This window comes from Pseudomonas sp. NPDC099000 (genome assembly GCF_044759925.1).
Classification (GTDB): Bacteria; Pseudomonadota; Gammaproteobacteria; order Pseudomonadales; family Pseudomonadaceae; genus Aquipseudomonas.
Genome location: NZ_JBIWAF010000007.1, coordinates 1 through 4,844 on the forward strand (window position 1 = coordinate 1; position 4,844 = coordinate 4,844).

4 protein-coding genes and 1 pseudogene are annotated in these 4,844 nt (G+C 57.4%); all 5 read left to right on the plus strand.

All coding sequences use genetic code 11. From position 1 onward, the window contains the following. Positions 1–100: 100 nt before the first annotated feature. Positions 101–2,629 (plus strand): translation initiation factor IF-2, encoded by a 2,529-nt coding sequence (gene infB / locus ACIQV9_RS11025; protein ID WP_403101044.1) that lies wholly within the window; start codon positions 101–103, stop codon positions 2,627–2,629. A gap of 159 nt (positions 2,630–2,788) precedes the next feature. Next, on the plus strand, positions 2,789–3,190 hold the full coding sequence (rbfA, locus tag ACIQV9_RS11030; protein ID WP_007942872.1) for a 30S ribosome-binding factor RbfA: 402 nt from the start codon (positions 2,789–2,791) through the stop codon (positions 3,188–3,190). 3 nt (positions 3,191–3,193) lie between these two features. Next, positions 3,194–4,111, plus strand: coding sequence for a tRNA pseudouridine(55) synthase TruB (truB, locus tag ACIQV9_RS11035; protein ID WP_201114932.1), 918 nt, complete (start codon positions 3,194–3,196; stop codon positions 4,109–4,111). 115 nt (positions 4,112–4,226) lie between these two features. Then, positions 4,227–4,496 (plus strand): 30S ribosomal protein S15, encoded by a 270-nt coding sequence (gene rpsO / locus ACIQV9_RS11040; RefSeq protein ID WP_003176135.1) that lies wholly within the window; start codon positions 4,227–4,229, stop codon positions 4,494–4,496. Between the two features lie 195 nt (positions 4,497–4,691). Next, positions 4,692–4,844: pseudogene (locus tag ACIQV9_RS11045) on the plus strand (polynucleotide phosphorylase/polyadenylase); the annotation flags it as partial.

Genomic DNA, 4,844 nt, shown 5'->3' on the forward strand with positions numbered 1-4,844 from the left:
AAACATACACCGAAAACACAAATATACACCCTGAAAGAAAATCATTCCCTACCCATCCCACTTCATCTATAAATTAGGCGCGGCCTGAGGAGAGAAGTGCATGACGCAAGTCACGGTGAAACAACTGGCCGATGAGGTCAAAACACCGGTAGAGCGCCTGTTGCAGCAGATGCGTGAGGCAGGTCTGCCGCACACCGCCGCCGAAGAACATGTGACTGACAGTGAGAAGCAATCTTTGCTGACTCACTTGAAAAGCAGCCACAAGGCGAAAGTGGAAGAACCACGCAAGATCACACTGCAGCGTAAAACCACCAGCACCCTGCGTGTTGCTGGCAGCAAAAGCATCAGTGTTGAAGTCCGTAAAAAGAAAGTTTTCGTACAGCGCAGCCCGGAAGAAATCGAAGCCGAGCGCAAACGCGAACTGGACGAACGTCGCGCAGTAGAAAATGCTGCTCGTCAGAAGGCTGAAGAAGAAGCCAAGCGTCGCGCCGAAGAAGAAGCGCGTCGCCAGCCTGCTGCTGCGCAATCCGCTACTAATGACGCCGTTGCAGCGCCTGCTGCAGTTGCCGAACCAGTACGCGAAAGCGCACCGGTTGTAGCCGCTGCTCCAGCACCGTCTGCTGACGTTCGCAACAAGCAGAACGAACAGCGCCGTCCGGACAAACCACGTGCAGACGATAACAGTCGTCGTGGCAGTGGCGATGGTGAGCGCAAAAACGCTCCGCATCGTGCTTCGGTCAAAGAGAAAGCGCCTGCGCCACGTGTTGCGCCACGTACTACCGACGAAGAAAGCGATGGCTTCCGTCGTGGTGGTCGCGGCAAGGCCAAGCTGAAGAAGCGCAATGCTCACGGATTCCAGAGCCCAACCGGCCCTGTCGTGCGTGATGTGCAGATCGGCGAGACCATCACTGTTGGCGATCTCGCCCAGCAGATGTCGGTCAAGGCTGCTGAAATCATCAAGTTCATGTTCAAACTGGGTACGCCAGCGACCATCAACCAGGTGCTTGATCAGGAAACTGCTCAACTGGTAGCCGAAGAACTGGGCCACAAAGTGACCCTGGTCAGCGACACCGCCCTGGAAGACTCCCTGGCTGAGTCCTTGAAGTTTGAAGGTGAGACGTTCTCCCGTGCGCCAGTTGTGACCGTAATGGGTCACGTTGACCACGGTAAGACCTCGCTGCTCGACTACATCCGTCGTGCCAAGGTAGCGGCTGGCGAAGCCGGCGGTATCACCCAGCACATCGGCGCGTACCACGTTGAAACCGAACGCGGCATGGTCACCTTCCTCGATACCCCGGGTCACGCCGCGTTTACCGCAATGCGTGCTCGTGGTGCCAAGGCGACCGACATCGTGATCCTGGTGGTTGCAGCGGACGACGGCGTGATGCCGCAGACCGTTGAAGCCGTTCAGCACGCCAAGGCTGCCGGTGTTCCGCTGGTTGTTGCAGTGAACAAAATCGACAAGCCGGGCGCCGATCTCGATCGCATCCGTAGCGAACTGTCGGTTCACGGCGTGACTTCGGAAGAGTGGGGCGGCGACACGCCGTTCGTATCGGTTTCGGCGAAAGTCGGTACCGGCGTGGACGAGTTGCTCGAAGCTGTTCTGCTGCAAGCCGAAGTTCTGGAACTGAAGGCAACCCCTTCGGCCCCAGGTCGTGGTGTCGTGGTTGAATCGCGTCTCGACAAAGGTCGTGGCCCGGTTGCTACCGTTCTGGTTCAAGACGGTACTCTGCGCCAAGGCGACATGGTCCTGGTCGGTTCAAACTATGGCCGTGTACGTGCCATGCTCGACGAGAACGGCAAGCCAATCAAGGAAGCCGGTCCTTCCATCCCTGTCGAGATCCTCGGCCTGGACGGTACTCCGGACGCTGGCGACGAGATGAGCGTGCTGTCGGACGAGAAGAAAGCCCGTGAAGTGGCTCTGTTCCGTCAAGGCAAGTTCCGCGAAGTCAAACTGGCCCGTGCTCACGCCGGCAAGCTTGAAAACATCTTCGAAAACATGGGCCAGGCAGAGAAGAAGACGCTCAACATCGTCCTCAAATCTGACGTCCGTGGTTCGCTGGAAGCGTTGAACGGCGCCTTGAACGGCCTGGGTAACGACGAAGTGCAAGTGCGTGTTGTCGGTGGCGGCGTAGGTGGTATCACCGAGTCCGACGCTAACCTGGCACTGGCCTCCAACGCTGTACTGTTTGGCTTCAACGTGCGTGCCGATGCCGGCGCTCGCAAGATCGTCGAGCAGGAAGGTCTGGATATGCGTTACTACAACGTGATCTACGACATCATCGAAGACGTCAAGAAAGCCCTCACCGGTATGCTGGGCAGCGATGTTCGCGAGAACATCTTGGGTACCGCTGAAGTGCGTGACGTGTTCCGTTCGCCGAAGTTTGGCGCGATCGCCGGTTGCATGGTTATCGAAGGTGTTGTTCACCGTAACCGTCCAATCCGTGTACTGCGTGAAGACATCGTTATCTTCGAAGGCGAGCTGGAATCCCTGCGCCGCTTCAAGGATGACGCTTCCGAAGTACGTGCCGGCATGGAATGCGGTATCGGCGTGAAGAGCTACAACGACGTCAAAGTCGGTGACAAGATCGAAGTCTTCGAGAAGGTTCAGGTTGCTCGCAGCCTCTAACTCGCGCACTTCAAGGGCCACGCCTAGCCGCCGCATGCAAATGCGCGGCACAGCGTCAGGACTCTAAACGCAACGCCCGGTCTGGCTTTTGTCAGGCCGGGCGTTTGCCGCTTTCAGACCCCTCGGGTTTCACCGTGGGGCAGTAACAGGTAACAAGACATGGCAAAAGAATACAGCCGTACCCAACGTATCGGCGATCAGATGCAGCGTGAGCTGGCACAGCTGATCCGTCGTGAAGTCAAAGACCCGCGCGTCGGCCTGGTCACCATTACCGCTGTTGAAGTCAGCCGTGACGTCGGTCACGCCAAGATCTTCATCACCGTGATGGGCCAGGACAACGCCGAAGACATCGCACAAAGTATCAAGGTGCTCAACTCCGCCGCCGGTTTCCTGCGTATGCAGTTGGCTCGCGAAATGAAGTTGCGCAGCGTTCCTCAGTTGCACTTCCACTACGACGAAAGCGTCGTGCGTGGCGCGCACCTGTCGGCCCTGATCGAGCGTGCGGTGGCTGAAGACAATCAGCACCCGGTAGCGGCTGAACCCGAAGACGCCAAGGAGTAATCGGTGGCTCAGGTCAAACGTATCCGTCGTAACGTCAGCGGTATCATTCTGCTCGACAAGCCGTTGGGGTTTACCTCCAACGCCGCGTTGCAGAAGGTTCGCTGGTTGCTGAACGCCGAGAAGGCCGGTCATACCGGCAGTCTCGATCCGCTGGCCACCGGCGTGTTGCCGTTGTGCTTCGGTGAGGCCACCAAGTTTTCGCAATACCTGCTCGACTCCGACAAGGCTTATGAAACACTGGCGCAACTGGGCAAGACCACCACCACGGCCGATGCCGAAGGTGAAGTTTTGCAGGAGCGCCCGGTTACCGTTGGTCGCGCCGATGTAGAAGCTGTGCTGCCCAATTTTCGTGGGCAAATCAGTCAGATACCGCCCATGTACTCGGCGCTCAAGCGTGATGGTCAGCCGCTGTACAAGCTGGCCCGTGCAGGCGAAGTAGTGGAGCGTGAACCGCGTTCTGTTACTATTGCGCGCTTGGAATTGCTGGCCTTTGAGGGCGATACTGCGCGGCTTGCGGTGGATTGCAGCAAAGGCACCTATATTCGCACCCTGGTGGAGGATATCGGTGAGCAACTCGGTTGTGGCGCTTACGTGGCTGAATTGCGACGTACCCAGGCCGGGCCTTTCACGCTGGCGCAGACGGTCACGCTTGAAGAGTTGGAAGCAGTACATGCCGAAGGCGGCAACGAAGCGGTCGACCGCTTCCTGATGCCATCGGACAGCGGGCTGCTGGATTGGCCACTGTTGCAGTTCTCGGAGCACAGCTCGTTCTACTGGCTTAACGGCCAACCGGTACGAGCCCCGGATGCACCGAAGTTCGGCATGGTACGGGTACAGGATCACAACGGTCGCTTCATCGGTATCGGTGAAGTGAGCGAAGACGGGCGCATCGCGCCGCGTCGACTGATTCGGTCAGAATGACCGGACGAGGGTGGCTGTTAACAGGCACGGTCACTACTCATTTTTAGATACAGGGATTTGTCCCTGGCCTGTTGAAACCTTCCTCTGGATGGTTTCCTGATAAAAGGATTGCCTCATGGCTCTCGACGTTCAAGAAAAAGCTCAAATCGTAGCTGACTACCAGCAAGCCGTTGGTGACACTGGTTCGCCAGAAGTGCAAGTTGCACTGCTGACCCACAACATCAACAAGCTGCAAGGTCACTTCAAGGCCAACGGTAAAGATCACCACTCCCGTCGTGGTCTGATCCGCATGGTTAACCAGCGTCGTAAGCTGCTGGACTACCTGAAAGGCAAGGATCTGGGTCGTTATCAGGCTCTGATCGGTCGCCTGGGTCTGCGTCGCTAATAAGCGATTGCGCTAGAGGTTGGTTGTCTGTCGTGCGCCAGTGGGTTTCCCGCTGGTACATGGCAGGCTCCCAGCCTCAAGTTTTATCTGGATAGTCGTTTTACCCTGGACAGGCGTTGGGCCGATTCCCGACATTGCCCAAGAATTTCGCAAGAAGACAAGTTCCCCAAGAGCCACAAAAGAAGGTAGGACACCGTGAACCCGGTAATCAAAAAATTCCAGTTCGGTCAGTCGACCGTTACCCTCGAGACTGGCCGTATCGCCCGTCAGGCCTCCGGCGCAGTATTGGTCACCGTTGACGACGACGTCAGCGTATTGGTGACCGTAGTCGGTGCCATAGTTGCCGAG

What these genes read in the sequence shown, in the direction of transcription:
- rbfA (WP_007942872.1), top strand. Translation starts at nt 2,789, where the DNA reads ATGGCAAAAGAATACAGCCGTACCCAACGTATCGGCGATCAGATGCAG.
- rpsO (WP_003176135.1), top strand. Translation starts at nt 4,227, where the DNA reads ATGGCTCTCGACGTTCAAGAAAAAGCTCAAATCGTAGCTGACTACCAG.
- infB (WP_403101044.1), top strand. Translation starts at nt 101, where the DNA reads ATGACGCAAGTCACGGTGAAACAACTGGCCGATGAGGTCAAAACACCG.